Below are 14,785 nucleotides of genomic sequence, written 5' to 3'. Positions count from 1 at the left end.
GCACATCACGGGATCCCGCGGCAGGGAGCCGGTCTGGTCAGACCCCGCCGCGGCAGCCGAGAAGGAGGTTGCGCCGCACGATCGGAGACCCTACCCCCGCCTCGCAGGCGGGGACAACACCGCGTCGTCGGCCAGGGATCGCACCGCGCGGTCCAGCGCGCGTGTCTCGTCGCCGTCGCCGAGCGGCGTCGCCCCGTGCCGCCAACACAGGCTCAGCACCTCGTGGGCGACCGCCCGCAGTCTCAGGTGGAGTGGCCAGTCGTGGTGGGCGAAGGCGGGTTCGTCGACCGCAGCCGACCCGGCCGCGAGCTCGGCCTCCATCAGCGCCCACTGCACGTCGCGGCGCCGGGTCATCGCCCGTCGCGAATCGGGCGGGTCGACGACGACGTCGGCGAGCAGGCGGTGCAGCGCGGTGATCGTGGCGGCGCGGGTGAACCGGGTCGTCCGCCGGTGTGCGTGCGGCGCGACCACCCACAGGGCCCCGACACCGACGACCACCCCGATCACGGTCTCGGCGATGCGGGACACCGCCGGCGCGGCGATCGCCGGACCCACGGCGGACATCGACAACGCCAGCGGGGTGATGGCGAGGACGGCGAGGCCGTAGTTGCTGACCACGGTCAGCTCGATGACGAACGTCAGGACCGTCAGCAGCACGACGAGAGCCGCGGTGGACGGTTCGAGGTGGTGGATCAGCGCGAACAGTCCGACACCGGCGACCGTGCCGACGAGCCGGTGCGCGCCGCGCAGACCGCCCCGGACACGGTCGGGGCCGAGCTGCAGGACCAGGACGACGGCGACGATGGCCCAGTCGGGGCGGTCGAGGCCGACGACCACCGACAGGACACCGGCGACCGTCGCGGCCACGGTCACGCGCAGGGTCGCGACCGCTGCGGGGCTGTCGGGATGCGCTGCGGACCGGAGCCGTTGCCCGATCGACGGCCGCGGCAGCGGTGCCATCGCCGTGGGATCAGGGTCGTCGGGGTGCTCCCCGGTGTGGACGCGGTGGTGGGCCTCCCACAGGCGCCGTGCCAACGGGCCGTCGACCTGCGCGGCGTCGTGCAGGACGCTCCACGCGTGCAGGAGCGCGCCCGCCGCGCCCTGACGGAGGTGCGATGACCGGGATGCACCCGCGTCGAGGTATGCCTCGACCGCCGAGGTGGCGGCGGCGACCGCGACGGTCTCCGGCGACCGTCGTCGGACGAGCGCGGGGGACATCCCGGCGATCAGCGACCCGACGACACCGGCGGCGGTGCACCCGACGACCACCCCCGGGTGGACGCCGTGGCGGACGACGCTCAGCGCGACCCCGCCGGTGAGGACGAGGAAGAAGGGACCCGGCGGGCCGATCCGCAGGGCGTTGCCGACGTAGACGACGACCGCCGCCATCACGACGGCCGCGGCGACGAGGCCGAGTGACGCGCCCGTCGAGGGTGTCGCGCCCGCGAGGTCGGACAGACCGCCCATCACCGCCGCCGAGGCGACGAGTGCGAGACCGGCCGTGAGGATGACGCGCCAGCGGATCCGGAACGGACGGTTCTCGCCGTAGAGGACCGCGAACCCGCCCAGCGCGGCGAGCAGGGCCGAGCGACCGAGACCCGCGGCGAGCAGGAGCGACGCCGGGAGCAGGAACGCCGCGGCCGCCCGCGTCGCCGACGGCCAGCGGGTGCCGACACCGGCGACCGTGACAAAGGTGCGCAGGATCGTCGGCCGTCCGGGTGGGGCCTCGGGGTGGTCGGGCGCTGCGGGCGTCGTCACGTCGGGTCAGCCACGGAACGGCAGTCCCCACTGTCCGGAAAACGCGATCTCCTCCAGGGGCCTGCGGGTGCGCTCCCGCGCATCACGCTCGGCGATCTTCTCATCCACGGTCGACGGATCGGCGAGCCGACCGACGGCGAGCATCACGAGCGGACGTTCCGCCGCGGGGATGGAGAACCGTTCGATGGCCGCGGAGACCTCGAACCCGGCCATCGGGTGAGCGTTGTGACCGCCGGCGACGGCCTGCAGGATCATCTGTCCGACCGCGAGACCGAGGTCCACCGCGCCGTAGGTGGTCGCGTTGTCGTCCTGCTCGTCGTCCCGTGTGGTGACGAGGATCAAGGCCGATGCCGACCGCGCCCAGGTGTTGCCACGGCTGAGGATCTCGGTGAGAGCGGTGAAGGTGTCGTCGCCGCGCACACCGACGATGAAGCGGACCGGTTGTGTCGCGCCCCACGTGGGAGCCCACCGACCGGCCTCGAGGATGTCGTGGAGATCGTCGGGTGAGATGGGTGTCGAATCGTCCAGACCCCGTGCGCTCCAGCGCTTCTCGAACAACTCGTGCATGTGCCCTCCCGTCGTCTGCGCGCCGTCGGGCCAGGCCCGGCGACCGGTGCTCAGTCGACGCGGGGATCGCGGCGACGGAGCACCACCGCGATCACCGCGGCCAAGACCACGAGTAGCACCGCGCTGGTGCCGACGGCAATGTGAAGTCCGTCAACGAAGGCGGACCGGGCATCACCGGCGAGCGCGCTGTCGCCCAGGTCTCGCGCGCGGTCCAACGTCTGGCCGAGGGTCTCGGAGAAGCCCCGCCCCTGCCCGTCGGCGCGGAACACCGCGGTGGCCAGCGACCCGAGCAATGCGAGGCCCAGGGCGCTGCCCAACTCGAAGCTCGTCTCGGAGATACCCGACGCGGCGCCCGCGCGTTCGGCGGGGGCCGACCCGACGGCGACCTCGGACACGAGGCTGAAGACGATGCCGTACCCGATGCCCGCGATCGTCGTCGTCGCGAGATAGACCCACAGGGGGCTGTCGGTGCCGACGAGGAGCAGGCCGCCGTTGCCGACCGCCGCGGCCAGGAGAGCGATCACGAACGCCCTGCGCGTGCCGAGCAGTCTGTCGACCTTCGACGCGCCGAGGGAGAACATCGCGACCGCGATGGCCATGGGGAGCCCCGCCAGGGCCGCGGCGAGGACGTCGCGGCCGAGCACGGACTGCAGGTAGATGCCGGTCAGGTACGACAGGGCGCCCAGCGACATCATGCAGACCAGCGCCGAGACGACCGCCGCGGAGAACCGGGGGAGTCCGAACAGCTCGAGCTGCAGCAACGGGTGCCGGGCGCGGCGCTGCTGGCGGAGGAACGAGACCAGGGCCGCGACGCCGATCACGCCGGCGACGACACCCGTCGTGTCGACGCCGTCGGCGGCGATGTGCTTGACGGCGTAGACGAGCGGCAGGATGCCGGCCAGGGACAGCACCACGCCGAGGATGTCGAAGGGTTCCGTTGTGCCCGAACGGTATTCGGGGACAAGCCGCGGAGCCAGGACGAGCAGTCCGAGCAGGACCGGCACGTTCAGTAGGAAGATGGAGCCCCACCAGAAGTGGTGCAGGATGACGCCGCCGATGACCGGTCCGACGGCCGACCCACCCGCGAAGCACGCGGTCCAGATGCCGATGGCGAGCGACCGCCGACGCAGGTCGGGGAACATCGTCGAGATCAGCGACAGGCTCGACGGGAGCAGCGTCGCCCCACCGATGCCCATCACGGCGCGGGCGCCGATGAGGACGGCCGCCGTCGGCGCGAACGCCGCGACGAGCGATGCGGCACCGAACAGCACCGCGCCGCTGAGCAGGACGCGACGACGACCGAAGCGGTCGCCGATGTTGCCCATGGTGATGAGCAGGCCGGCGATGAGGAAGCCGTAGATGTCCACGATCCACAGCTGCTGCGCCGCGGTCGGCGCGAGCTGGTCGGTGATCGTGGGGATGGCGAGGTAGAGGACGGAGAAGTCCATGGCGACCAGCAGGACCGGCATGCACATGATGGCCAGCCCGAGCCAGGTGCGCAGCGTCGGCGGGGGTGTCTCGTCACGACGGATGTCGCCGTCCGTGGTGTGGTGGATGGTGCTCATCGCGCTCGACCCCCTTCGTCTGGTCTCGGGTGACGCGTACGGCGTACGCGGAAACGTTGCCCTGGCGAAGATACCCACTGGGTACGGTGTACGCAAACGTGATTCACGCACGCTGGGCGGCAGGAAGGAGAAACGGTGACCGACAGCGATCCGAGCGGACGGTTGACCCGTGCCGGGATCGTCTCGGCCGCGATCGACATCGCCGACGCCGAGGGCTTCGACGCGCTGAGCATGCGCAAGATCGCCGAGCGGCTCGGCGTGGGCGCGATGTCGCTGTACCGGCACGTCGCCGACAAGGATGCGCTGCTCATGGCGATGACCGAGGAGATCGGGTCCCGGTTCCCGTACCCCTACGGCGACCACGCCGACGACGACCCGACAGACGATCGTGCGGTGGTCGGCGGTCGTAGTTGGCGGGAGTGCGTCCAGGTCGCGACCGACACCGACTGGAACCTCTACACGCTGCACCCGTGGGTGGTGCTCGCCTACTCCTCGCCGCGCCACAGCATGGGACCCGCCAGCCTGAACTGCCTCGACTGGATGATGGCCGGCTTCGCACAACTCGGCGTCGACCGCGTGGGTGCCGCCGAGATGACCCTCACGTTGTGGAGCTTCATCCAGGGCGTCGCCCTGACCGCGGTCTCCGCCGACCTTCTGCGCACCACCGGCGACGGTCACGACCCCGCGCGTGGCGGTCTCGACGAGGTGCTCGACGGCACCCCGTCGCACGACCCGCCCTCGCGCATCGCCGAACTCGTCGGCGCGGGCTACGGCACGGGACTCACCGACATGCGTCGCCGCCTCGACCGCGGCGTCGAACTCCTCTGCATCGGCTTCGAGGCCGCCGCCCGGGAGTCCCGCAGCTAGGTTCGCCCGCGATTTCCAGGTTTCGCCACCGTGCGTCGGGTTCGCCCGGGACATTCGACGGGCGAACCCTGGTCTCGGTGGCGAGGTGCGCACGAGGTGGGCGAAAACCCGAAACCAGCAATGACAGGGGCGGTCTCGGGCACATTCGCACGATCAGCGTGCGTTCGCATCTGCTCGCGTCGTTCGCATGGTGTCGGCGACGTGCGAACGTCGCCTCGGCGTGCGAACGGCACGAGACCGTGCGAAGTGCCCCCGGGCCTGTCCCAGCCGGGGTTCTCGCCCGGCGCGATCAGTCAGCTCGCGTCGGCGGTGACCCCGCAGCCGAAGCGGCGGCGATAGGCCGTGGGCGACAGGCCGACGGCGGCGGTGAAGTGATGGCGGAGCAGGGTCGCACTGCCGAGACCGACCTGCGCCGCGACCTGCTCGATGCCGAGCTCGGTCGACTCGAGAAGCGTCCGCGCATGCGCCACCCGCTGCTCGGTGAGCCACTTGTGGGGAGTGGTGCCGACCTCGTCGACGAAGCGTCGGGCGAACGTCCGCGACGACATGTGCGCGCGGCGGGCGAGGTCGTCGACGGAGATGTCGGTGTCGAGGTTCTCGACCATCCACACGAGGATCGCGCCGAAGCCGTCGTCGGAGCACTTGGGCACGGGCGCGGTGACGAACTGTCGCTGGCCGCCATCGCGGTGAGGTGGCACCACCATGCGCCGGGCGATGGCGTTGGCCACGACGGGACCGTGCTCCTCGCGCACGACGTACAGGCACGCATCGATGCCCGCCGCGGTGCCCGCGCTGGTGATGACGGGGTACTCGTCGACGAAGAGGACATCGGTGCCGACCTCGACGGCGGGGAACCGCTCGGCGAGGAGGTCGCCGTGCCGCCAGTGCGTCGTGCAGCGCTTCCCGTCGAGCAGTCCGGTGGCAGCGAGTGCGAACGCGCCGGAACAGACCGACAGCAACCGTCCGCCACGGGCGACCACCGTCCGGAGCGTGTCCAGCACCTCGGCGGGCGGATCGATGTCGGTCCTGCCCCCGGGGATCGCGACGAGGTCGGCGTCGAGCGCGGCCGACAACGGGTGTGGGGCGATCACCGACGCGCCGTTGCCGCTGCTCAGAGGGACACCCGGGGTGGGAGAACAGATCCGCAGGTCGAACGCGGGCACACCGTCGTCGGTGCGGTCGAGGCCGAACACCTCGTGGATCACGCCGTACTCGAACAGTGCGACGGGTTCCTGGACGATCACGGCGATGGTGCGCAACACCCGACCATCATGGCAGAAAGTTTACCGACGGTGTCGTGACTGCCACTGGTGGCGGGATCTTGGCGAGCGCATCGTCTCTGCCATGACCATCGCACTCATCCTCATCCCCCTCCTCATCCTGACCGTCGCGCTCATGGACCGGCGCAGCCGTCGCGCCCAGGGGCTCCCCACGCTCGACTCGCATCCCGGGTACATCACCGACCTCGGCCCCGACGCCGACCGGATCCGCGCCGAGGTCCTGTCCATCCAGGCGCATGAACGTCCGTCGACCGAGCCCGCCACGGGGTTCCCCGGACCGGGGTGGATCGGTGTGCGGTGACGGCGCGTGCCGGCACGACGTCAGATGGCGTGCGGGTACACCGTCAGCATGTGGGCGCCGAACCACGAACTCAGCGCGATGACCGCGACCAGGACCCACGCCTGGGTGAAGGGTCGGCTGCGGGCCAACGCGATCGCGGCCGGGACCAGCAACACGAAGGCGGGCAACAGCAGTCGTGGCCGGCTCATCATCAACCCGCTCGACGCGCCGATCGACACCACCACGAGGGTCCCGTAGACCACGACGGGCCACGGCATCCGCTCCCAGATCGCCACAGCCACCAGGGCCACGGTGGCGACCGTGATCCACGACGTCGCCACCAACGCCACCTCGGAGGAGTTGACCAGCGAGTAGTTCACGAACTCCCAGGTGCTGCGACCCCAGTCGATCTCGGTGCCCCACCCCTGCGTCTGGATGGTGAACCAGCCCGTCGGGCTGCCGGTCTGGTGCCAGACGACGCAGAGGTAGCCGATGTAGCCCAGCGGGGACAGCGCGACAGCGATCCACGTCGACGGCCCGTCGCGGCGTGCGAGCAGCGCAGCCAGCATCACGACACCGATGAGGACGACGGCGGTCGGACGGGTCAGTCCCGCGCCGAACGTCATCAGGCCGGCCAGGATCCACCGATGCTCGAGGACCCCGACGAGTGCCCACACGGCGAGCGCGCAGAACAGTGCCTCGGTATACGCCATCGACAGGACGATGCCCATCGGCGCGGCCGCGAACAGCACGACGAGGATGAGGCCGACGCGCGTCGGATCGGGATCGCCGGTGGGGGAGGGGTTCTCGTTCCAGAGCATCGACACCCGCGTCCGGGCGCGCAGGTTGTCGGTGAACCACCCGCGACCACCGCGCGGGCGCAGGGACATCAGCTGCGCGCACAACGCGCCCAGGCGGGCGACGCCGACGGCCGCGACGGCGCCGAGCACCACGTTGACCGCGATGGCCGCGCCGAGCGCCGAGACGCCGGGGACGTCGGCGACGAGGCCCACCAGGTACGGGTAGCCGGGGAAGAAGGCGTACGGGGTGTTCGCGTCGCGGTACCCGTGGGCGTCGGCCTGCGTGTAGGGGACGCCGCCGTATCCGTACTCGGCGATCGCCAGCATCCACTTGCCGTCCCAGGCCGAGAGCGTCGACTGCAGCGACCCGCCGCGCAGCTCGGTGAACCGCGCGAGCGTCGCGACGCCGATCGCGCGGACCGCGAGGAAGAGGATCACCGGCAGCACCCAGTCCCGGCCGGTGACCCAGTGCGGGAGGGAGACGGGACCCGCCGTCTCCTGCGCCGCGTCGTCGACGGTCGCGGTGGGTGTGCTCGCCACGCCAGAGATCGTAAGCCCGCGCACGGCGATGGCCTGACCGGCCACGACGCGGCGCCCGATCTGCACCGATCACCCCTGTCGGTAAGGTGTGGCGCGTCATCGCCGAGTCGACGCGTCACCATGCGCGCGCCGGCGGACCGCATGGACTTCAGGTGGAGGTACGCCGGCGTGGCGCTCGTGGTGCAGAAGTACGGCGGTTCGTCCGTCTCGTCGGCCGAGCGGATCCGGCGCGTCGCCGAGCGCATCGTCGAGACCAAGAAGGCCGGTCACGACGTCGTCGTCGTGTGCTCGGCCATGGGCGACACCACCGACGAACTCCTCGATCTCGCCGAGCAGGTCTGCCCGTCGCCCCCGGGGCGTGAGATGGACATGCTGCTGACCGCCGGTGAGCGGATCTCCAACGCGCTGGTCGCCATGGCCATCAGTTCGCTGGGCGCGCACGCCCAGTCCTTCACCGGGTCGCAGGCGGGCGTCATCACCACGAGCAGTCACGGGTCGGCGAAGATCATCGAGGTCGCACCCGGCCGCCTGCGCAGTGCCCTCGACGAGGGGAAGATCGTGCTGGTCGCCGGCTTCCAGGGTGTATCGCAGGACACCAAGGACGTCACCACGCTCGGCCGCGGCGGGTCCGACACCACCGCCGTCGCGCTCGCGGCGGCGCTCAACGCCGACGTCTGCGAGATCTACACCGACGTCGACGGCATCTACACCGCCGATCCGCGCATCGTCGCCGACGCCCGCCACCTCGCGACGGTGTCGTTCGAGGAGATGCTCGAGATGGCGGCCTGCGGCGCGAAGGTTCTCATGCTGCGCTGCGTCGAGTACGCCCGCCGCTACAACGTTCCGGTGCACGTCCGTTCGTCGTACACCACCAAGCCCGGCACCATCGTGTCCGGATCGATGGAGGACATCCCCGTGGAAGACGCAATCCTGACCGGTGTGGCGCACGACCGCAGCGAGGCCAAGATCACCGTGGTCGGTCTCGACGACCGGCCGGGCTACGCCGCCAAGGTGTTCCGGGCCGTCGCCGACGCCGACATCAACATCGACATGGTGTTGCAGAACGTCTCCAAGGTCGACACCGGCAAGACCGACATCACGTTCACCCTGCCGCGCGAGCTGGGTCCGCTCGCCACCAACAAGCTGATGAAGCTCAAGGACGAGATCGGGTTCTCCGAGATCCTCTACGACGACCACATCGGCAAGGTGTCGTTGGTCGGTGCCGGGATGAAGAGCCACCCCGGTGTCACGGCGACGTTCTGTGAGGCACTGAGCGCGGCCGGGATCAACATCGAACTGATCTCCACCTCGGAGATCCGTATCTCGGTGCTCTGCCGCGACAGCGAACTCGACGACGCCGTGCGCGTGCTGCACGCCGCGTTCGATCTCGGCGGCGACGAGCCCGCGGTCGTCCACGCCGGAACGGGGCGCTGAGACATGGGCATGCGAGTGGGTGTCGTCGGTGCGACCGGTCAGGTCGGCGCCGTGATGCGGACCCTGTTGGCACAGCGCGAGTTCCCCGCCGACGAGGTGCGGTTCTTCGCGTCGTCGCGATCGGCGGGGAAGAAGCTCCCCTGGCTCGACGGCGAGATCACCGTCGAGGACGCGTCGACCGCGGACCCGTCCGGTCTCGACGTCGCGTTGTTCTCAGCCGGTGCCACGATGTCGCGCGACCAGGCGCCGCGGTTCGCCGCCGCCGGGGTCACCGTCGTCGACAACTCGTCGGCGTGGCGCAAGGACCCCGACGTGCCGTTGATCGTCTCGGAGGTGAACGGCCACCTGGCGCACACCCCGCCGAAGGGGATCATCGCCAACCCCAACTGCACGACGATGGCCGCGATGCCGGTGCTCAAGCCCCTGCACGACGAGGCCGGGCTGCGCCGCCTGATCATCTCGAGCTACCAGGCGGTCTCGGGCAGCGGACTGGCCGGGGTCGAGGAACTCGCCGGGCAGTTGCGCGCGGGGATCGACGACGTCGAACTCCTCGTCCACGACGGGTCGGCCGTCACCGGCCCCGACCCGGTAAAGTACGTGGCGCCGATCGCGTTCAACGTGCTGCCGCTCGCGGGGTCGATCGTCGACGACGGGTCGTTCGAGACCGACGAGGACCAGAAGCTGCGCAACGAGTCGCGCAAGATCCTCGACCTCCCGGAGCTGCTCGTCAGCGGCACGTGTGTGCGCGTGCCGGTGTTCACCGGGCACTCGCTGTCCATCAACGCCGAGTTCGACAGGCCGTTGTCGCCGGCGCGGGCGCAGGAGATCCTGGCCGACGCCGCGGGCGTCCGCGTCGTGGACGTGCCGACGCCCCGCGACGCGGCCGGGATCGACGAGTCGCTGGTCGGACGGATCCGGGTGGATCCCGGCGTCCCCGACGGTCGTGGCCTGGCGCTCTTCGTCGCCGGTGACAACCTCCGAAAGGGTGCCGCACTGAACACGATCCAGATCGCCGAGCTGCTGCTCGGACGATGACGATCGGTGTGACGTCGTCGGCTGCCACACTGGACCGATGACGACGCCCACCGGGCCGGACGGCAGCCCCGAACGGACACCGAGCATGGCCGAGCTCGACGCGATGGACATGGCGGAGATCGCGGCCCGCCGCACATCGGCCGACAAGCACCTGCGCGACGCGGACGATCCGGGTCCGCCACCCGCGTCGCTGCGGCACGCGCTGACCATCTGGTACCTGCAGGCAGCCTTCGCGCTGGTGTCCGTCGTCTACGGTTTCTCGTCTCTCGGCACCATCCAGGACGCGCTCCGCGCGAGTCTGACCGACGGGGTGGTCCGTGACCCGGACAACGCCGCCCCGGCGGGCAAGATCGACTCGCTGTCCTCGACGGTGCCGCCGATCCTCCTGGTCGGGATCCTGGTCGCCCTGGCGATCCAGTACCCGCTGCTCGTGGCGATCGCACGGCGCCACAGCCGGAGCTGCCGCAACTTCTACGTCACCGTCGTCGTGATCACGGCGCTCGCGATCCCCGTCGGGATCGACCTGCTGTTCGGCTATCCCGAGATCCCGACCGTCATGTCGGTGGTCGCCTGGGTGCAGCTCGGACTCGTCGTCCTGTCGGCCCTCTTCACATTCCGGCGCGAGGTCAACCTCTGGCTGCCAGAACCGATGCGGCTGCGCCCCGGGCGGACGACCGGGTACTGAGGTCACCCTCACCCAGGGGAATGCACCATGCGTGACACAGCGTTGTAGGGGGTCGGCGAGCCGCGTGTCCTGCGCGGCACCGATCGAAAGGACTGCAGATGAGCATCGAGACGGCCTACACCATCTCCTCCAAGGCCACCGGTGGTGGGCGCGACGGCCAGGTGTACTCCGCGACGGGCAACATCGACCTCGACCTGCGCCCGCCGAAGGAGCTCGGTGGCAGCGGTGAGGGCAGCAACCCCGAGGAGCTGTTCTCGGCCGGGTACGCAGCGTGCTTCCTGGGCGCACTGCACGCCACCTCGAAGCAGGCCGGCACCCCCGCACCCGACGACAGCACCGTCAACGTCACCATCGGCATCGGCAAGGACCCCGCCGACGGCGGCTTCGGACTGACCGCCACCATCGACGTCACGCTGCCCGGTCTCGATCAGGAGACCGCCGACAAGCTCGCGCAGGGCGCCCACCAGTTCTGCCCGTACTCCAAGGCCACCAAGGGCAACATCGAGCAGACGGTGCACGCGCACGTCTGATCTGCTCCACGCGTCGTCTCGACCGGCGCTCACCCGAACCACGGCGACACGATCCGGCCATCCGGGTCGTGTCGCCGTCGTATGTCGGTGAGACGGGCGGTGTTGCCCGCGAACCAGCGCTCGGGTAACGACCCCACCTCGACGTAGTTCACGTACCCGCCGTCGGACTCCTCGCGTACCCGGTCGTGGCACTCGGACAACCATGCGGTGGCGCCGGCCGCGGTGTCGTCGGGCGCCAGGGGGTCGACGATCCACTGCACGACGGCCGCGTGCGCACGCCACGGGAACACCGTCGCGGACGCGGCGACGTCGTTCACCGCCCCGTCGAGGGGATCGACGATCGCCGCCGCCGCGCGGCCCTGCGTGCGTCGGGCGCGGATGGCCTCGACGACGGCGACGGCCACCGCATCGTCGACCGTCCGCAGGACGTCGGATCCGCCGACGAACGGGTGCGGTGTCTGCGGCGAGTACTGCGCGAACAGGTCGAGGACTCCCGTCTGGTCGAGGCCGACCGTCTGCGACGCGCGAGGTCTCGCCCCGATGCGCTGCGTCAGATCGGTGGTGGCAGCCGCTCCCTCGCCGCGCGGGACGACCAGCAGCACGGTCGCGCTGACGTCGTCGGCCCCGTCCGTGGCGACCGTCACCGTTCCCCATGACTCCCGCGACCGCCCCGCCGTCCAGGCGGTGGTCGACACGATCGCGGCGGGCGCGACCTCGTCGGGGAAGGTCATCGCGACGACGTCCCGGTCGCGCGCGGACGCGGTCTGGAACGTCATCGAGACGACGACACCCACCGACCCTGCGCCGCCGCGGCAGGCCCAGAACAGATCGGGGTTCTCCCCCTCCGAGACAGTGAGCACCTCGCCGGGCGGCAGGACCACGTCGGCCGATCGGAGACGATCGCACGTGAGACCGTGTGTCCGGGAGTCGATCCCGATCCCACCGCCGAGCGTCGACCCGCCGATGCCGACCGTCGGGCACGTCCCCACAGGCAGCGATCGCCCCGACTGCGCGAGGGCCCGTTGCAGCGGCCCGAGCGGAGAACCCGGTGTGACGGTGACGGTCTCGCCGTCGACGACGACTCCGCCGGCCAGCCGTCGGAGATCGAGGACGACCGCGCCATCCGCCGTCGACGCACCGACGTAGGAGTGACCCCCGCTGCGCACGGCGACGCGCAACCCGAGCTCGCGCGCGACCCCGATCGCGGCCGACACCTGCTCCGTCGTCGTGGGTGCGACGACGGCGACCGGTGTCGTCGCGTCGAAGCGGCTGTTGAAGACCTGCTTGGCCGCCGCGTATCCCGCATCGAGCGGAGTCGTCAGTCCGCCTCCGGTGATCGCGGCGAACGATCCCGGTCCGGACGCCGAGCCGGTGTCGGCCGTCGCGGGGACGGCCCGGACGACACCCAGGAGCCCGACTGCGGCCAGCCCCCGGAGCACCGCCCGTCGCGTCGGCCCCGGTCGGTCCACGGCGCCCCTCCGTTCTCCGTGTCGTGTCCTCGCCGGATCGTATCGGCGACATGGGCAGCGCACCGTCCGAGCGCTCGGTCCACGGCTTGTACGGTGACCCGCGTGAGCCCAACAACAGCCGCCCTGGTCCTCGTCGTGGTGACGGTGGTGGCCGCGGTCGCGTTCGTCGCGCATCGTCGTGCCGACTCCCGTCGACTCGAGGACGACGCCGCGCTGGTCGAACGGCTGCGGTCCCTCGCCGGTCCGGACGCGGTACACCGCGCTGCGGTCGACGAGTTCGAGGTCCGCATCTACCAGCGACTGTTCTCGGTGGGCACGGTCGGCCCGCGCGTGATCGCCACGACGTGGGCGGTCGTCGGGACCGTGCTCGCCGCGGCGGGGACCGTGGTCGCGGCCCAGGCCGACGGCCTGGGTTCCCTCGTCCTGGTCATCGTGTGCGGGGTCGCCACGGCGATGTTCGGGGTGTCGGCGGTCGTGTTCGCCGGCCGTGCGCTCCACGCCGCGACCACATTGCCGCGCGTCACCGTCGACGACCCTCCCGCTGCGGAGGAGCCGGGCGCCTGACCTGCCGTTCCTCAGATCTGCGCTGTTTGACCACCGATCACCCGGGTACCCCCACGGGATGGATGACGAGAGCACGTTAACGCGACGCATCGCCCAGATCAGCGAGCAGTACCCACAGCGCGACGCGCTCGCCTTCGACGCCGACGGGAAGCTGATGGACTGGCGTGAGGGGGGCGACGACGACTGGGCCAACGGTTCGCTCGCCGGCGAGCGCCTGATCGAGGTCCCCGGCGGCGCCGACGAGACCGCCGTGCAGGAGATCATCGACCGCGGCTGACGCGGCTCGACACCGCCCTGCGGAAGCGACCTCGCCCCGACCAAGCAGTTGCTAGGTTGCCTGCGTGCTCTCCGCTCCCCGTCGCCTCGCCGTGCTCGTCCTCGCCTGTCTCGCCGCCGCGGTCGTGGCCGTGCCGGGCTCGGCGTCGGCTGCGCCGCTGCCCGTCACGTACGACTTCTTCGCCGGGATCGGCCCCGAGCTCGCGAACCACGGGGGTTCGCTGCCCGGGTCCAACGACTTCTCGTGCCGCCCGAGCGCCGCGCACCCCGAGCCGGTGATCCTGGTGCACGGGACCGGCGGATCGCAGCAGACGAACTGGGGCACCTATGTGCCGCTGCTGAAGAACGCCGGCTACTGCGTGTTCGCGCTCACCTACGGTGCGCTCGCCGGTCCGTGGCCCGTCACCGCCGTCGGCGGGATGGGGCCGATGCGCCAGAGCGCCCGGCAGTTCGGCGCGTTCGCCGATCGCGTGCTCGCAGCCACCGGGGCATCCCGACTCGACGTCGTCGGCCATTCGCAGGGGACACTCATCCCCGCGTGGTGGGCGAAGTACGGCGGCGGCGCCGGGAAGATCGCGAGATACGTGTCGCTGGCGGCACTCTGGGAGGGCACCTCACCCGCGGGGAGCGGCGCGATGATCGCGCTCGCGCGGCAGCGGGGGCTCCTGCCGGCGCAGTTCCCCGTCTGCGCCGCCTGCGGCGAGTTCGATCCCGGGTCGGCCTTCATCCGTGAACTCCACGCCGGCGGGTTGTACGCGCCCGACACCGAGTACACCAACATCGCCACCGTCCACGACGAGGCGGTGGTGCCGTACACCTCGGGTCTGGCGGCCGGCGGGGCGAACGTCCGCAACATCGTCGTGCAGGACGGCTGCCCGCAGGACCTGACCGAGCACGCCGGGTTGGCGGGGTCGCACCGGGCGTCGACGTTCGTGCTGAACGCCCTCGACCCGCGACACCCACGACCGACCGTCTGCGAGCGCGCGGCTCCCTTCACGGGCAGCCGGTTCTGAGCTCGTCCGACCGCCCGGGATGACGGGCGGACGCACCCGCTCGATGATCGTAGGCCGCGAGTGCAAAGATTTTGTACATCGATCGGCCGGACGCAGAAATCGCCACTGCCAGCGGAAACGCG

At 71.0% G+C, this 14,785-nt stretch carries 15 protein-coding genes; 9 read left to right on the top strand and 6 right to left on the bottom strand.

What is annotated here, in order from left to right:
* Window positions 1-90 precede the first annotated feature (90 nt).
* The 3 genes from LX14_RS20875 to LX14_RS05495 are packed head-to-tail and all read right to left on the bottom strand — an operon-like array spanning window position 91 to window position 3,890.
* Complete coding sequence (locus LX14_RS20875) at window positions 91-1,758, bottom strand: FUSC family protein (RefSeq protein WP_253646249.1); 1,668 nt, start codon at window positions 1,756-1,758, stop codon at window positions 91-93.
* A gap of 6 nt (window positions 1,759-1,764) precedes the next feature.
* The gene (locus LX14_RS05500; RefSeq protein ID WP_253646248.1) at window positions 1,765-2,325 is read right to left on the bottom strand and encodes a nitroreductase family protein; all 561 of its coding nucleotides are present in this window, start codon (window positions 2,323-2,325) and stop codon (window positions 1,765-1,767) included.
* A gap of 50 nt (window positions 2,326-2,375) precedes the next feature.
* Window positions 2,376-3,890, bottom strand: a complete 1,515-nt coding sequence (locus tag LX14_RS05495) for an MFS transporter (RefSeq protein WP_253646247.1) — start codon at window positions 3,888-3,890, stop codon at window positions 2,376-2,378.
* Between the two features lie 135 nt (window positions 3,891-4,025).
* Between LX14_RS05495 and LX14_RS05490 the strand changes: the two genes are divergently transcribed.
* On the top strand, window positions 4,026-4,757 hold the full coding sequence (locus LX14_RS05490; protein WP_253646246.1) for a TetR/AcrR family transcriptional regulator: 732 nt from the start codon (window positions 4,026-4,028) through the stop codon (window positions 4,755-4,757).
* Between the two features lie 293 nt (window positions 4,758-5,050).
* Here LX14_RS05490 and LX14_RS05485 read toward each other — a convergent pair whose 3' ends face one another.
* Entirely contained in the window at window positions 5,051-6,019 is a 969-nt protein-coding gene (locus tag LX14_RS05485; protein WP_253646245.1) for a GlxA family transcriptional regulator, read from the bottom strand.
* A gap of 82 nt (window positions 6,020-6,101) precedes the next feature.
* On the opposite strand from LX14_RS05485, the gene LX14_RS05480 reads away from it, so the two are divergent.
* Complete coding sequence (locus LX14_RS05480; protein WP_253646244.1) at window positions 6,102-6,338, top strand: hypothetical protein; 237 nt, start codon at window positions 6,102-6,104, stop codon at window positions 6,336-6,338.
* Between the two features lie 20 nt (window positions 6,339-6,358).
* On the opposite strand, the gene LX14_RS05475 is transcribed toward LX14_RS05480, so the two are convergent.
* Entirely contained in the window at window positions 6,359-7,657 is a 1,299-nt protein-coding gene (locus LX14_RS05475; RefSeq protein WP_372505253.1) for a putative hexosyltransferase, read from the bottom strand.
* A gap of 168 nt (window positions 7,658-7,825) precedes the next feature.
* Here LX14_RS05475 and LX14_RS05470 point away from each other — a divergent pair, with 168 nt between their 5' ends.
* From LX14_RS05470 to LX14_RS05455, 4 genes are all read left to right on the top strand, one after another.
* Window positions 7,826-9,091, top strand: coding sequence for an aspartate kinase (locus LX14_RS05470; RefSeq protein ID WP_253646243.1), 1,266 nt, complete (start codon window positions 7,826-7,828; stop codon window positions 9,089-9,091).
* Between the two features lie 3 nt (window positions 9,092-9,094).
* Window positions 9,095-10,126 carry an aspartate-semialdehyde dehydrogenase gene (locus LX14_RS05465; protein WP_253646242.1) on the top strand — a complete coding sequence of 344 codons (1,032 nt, stop codon included), beginning with the start codon at window positions 9,095-9,097 and terminating at the stop codon, window positions 10,124-10,126.
* 37 nt (window positions 10,127-10,163) lie between these two features.
* Complete coding sequence (locus LX14_RS05460; protein ID WP_253646241.1) at window positions 10,164-10,811, top strand: hypothetical protein; 648 nt, start codon at window positions 10,164-10,166, stop codon at window positions 10,809-10,811.
* A 98-nt stretch (window positions 10,812-10,909) separates the two neighbouring features.
* Complete coding sequence (locus tag LX14_RS05455; protein ID WP_253646240.1) at window positions 10,910-11,341, top strand: organic hydroperoxide resistance protein; 432 nt, start codon at window positions 10,910-10,912, stop codon at window positions 11,339-11,341.
* 29 nt (window positions 11,342-11,370) lie between these two features.
* On the opposite strand, the gene LX14_RS05450 is transcribed toward LX14_RS05455, so the two are convergent.
* Window positions 11,371-12,810, bottom strand: a complete 1,440-nt coding sequence (locus tag LX14_RS05450; RefSeq protein ID WP_253646239.1) for an FAD-binding oxidoreductase — start codon at window positions 12,808-12,810, stop codon at window positions 11,371-11,373.
* A 102-nt stretch (window positions 12,811-12,912) separates the two neighbouring features.
* Between LX14_RS05450 and LX14_RS05445 the strand changes: the two genes are divergently transcribed.
* The 3 genes from LX14_RS05445 to LX14_RS05435 all read left to right on the top strand — a co-directional run bounded on the left by LX14_RS05445 (window position 12,913) and on the right by LX14_RS05435 (window position 14,663).
* Entirely contained in the window at window positions 12,913-13,374 is a 462-nt protein-coding gene (locus tag LX14_RS05445) for a hypothetical protein (protein ID WP_253646238.1), read from the top strand.
* A 58-nt stretch (window positions 13,375-13,432) separates the two neighbouring features.
* Window positions 13,433-13,651 carry a hypothetical protein gene (locus tag LX14_RS05440; RefSeq protein ID WP_253646237.1) on the top strand — a complete coding sequence of 73 codons (219 nt, stop codon included), beginning with the start codon at window positions 13,433-13,435 and terminating at the stop codon, window positions 13,649-13,651.
* A 64-nt stretch (window positions 13,652-13,715) separates the two neighbouring features.
* On the top strand, window positions 13,716-14,663 hold the full coding sequence (locus LX14_RS05435; protein WP_253646236.1) for an esterase/lipase family protein: 948 nt from the start codon (window positions 13,716-13,718) through the stop codon (window positions 14,661-14,663).
* Window positions 14,664-14,785 lie beyond the last annotated feature (122 nt).

The sequence above is a fragment of the Williamsia deligens genome (assembly GCF_024171765.1).
In the GTDB taxonomy this organism is placed as follows: domain Bacteria; phylum Actinomycetota; class Actinomycetes; order Mycobacteriales; family Mycobacteriaceae; genus Williamsia_A; species Williamsia_A deligens.
This window is presented reverse-complemented; position numbering and strand designations above follow the sequence as displayed.